Annotated in this window: 2 tRNA genes and 1 rRNA gene; all 3 read left to right on the plus strand. The window is 47.5% G+C overall.

Going from position 1 to position 463, the window contains the following annotated elements:
- Positions 1-50: 50 nt before the first annotated feature.
- A tRNA-Thr gene (locus AB4307_RS21455) sits at positions 51-127 on the plus strand.
- A 41-nt stretch (positions 128-168) separates the two neighbouring features.
- Positions 169-284, plus strand: a 5S ribosomal RNA gene (rrf, locus tag AB4307_RS21460).
- A 30-nt stretch (positions 285-314) separates the two neighbouring features.
- Positions 315-391, plus strand: a tRNA-Asp gene (locus tag AB4307_RS21465).
- The last annotated feature ends 72 nt before the right edge of the window (positions 392-463 follow it).

Genomic DNA, 463 nt, shown 5'->3' on the forward strand with positions numbered 1-463 from the left:
CATCGCCAGGCTTTAAATTTTTAGAGTCGTTTTTAAACGGTTCTTGAATTGCTGATATAGCTCAGCCCGGTAGAGCGCACCCTTGGTAAGGGTGAGGTCCCCAGTTCGAGTCTGGGTATCAGCACCATATTTAGTTGATTTGATTATTCAAGTTAACAACAGAATTTGTTTGACGACCATAGCATTGTGGACCCACCTGATTCCATGCCGAACTCAGAAGTGAAACACAATAGCGCCGATGGTAGTGTGGGGCTTCCCCATGTGAGAGTAGGACATCGTCAGGCTCAAATTGCTTTATGCTGAATAGACACTGCGGAGTGGTAGTTCAGTTGGTTAGAATACCGGCCTGTCACGCCGGGGGTCGCGGGTTCGAGTCCCGTCCACTCCGCCACTTATTAGAAAGCCTAGTCTTATGACTAGGCTTTCGTCGTTTCTGGCTATCGATAATACCAATCCGGAAAAT

The sequence above is a fragment of the Vibrio sp. 10N.261.52.C2 genome (genome assembly GCF_041471425.1).
Lineage (GTDB): Bacteria > Pseudomonadota > Gammaproteobacteria > Enterobacterales > Vibrionaceae > Vibrio > Vibrio crassostreae_C.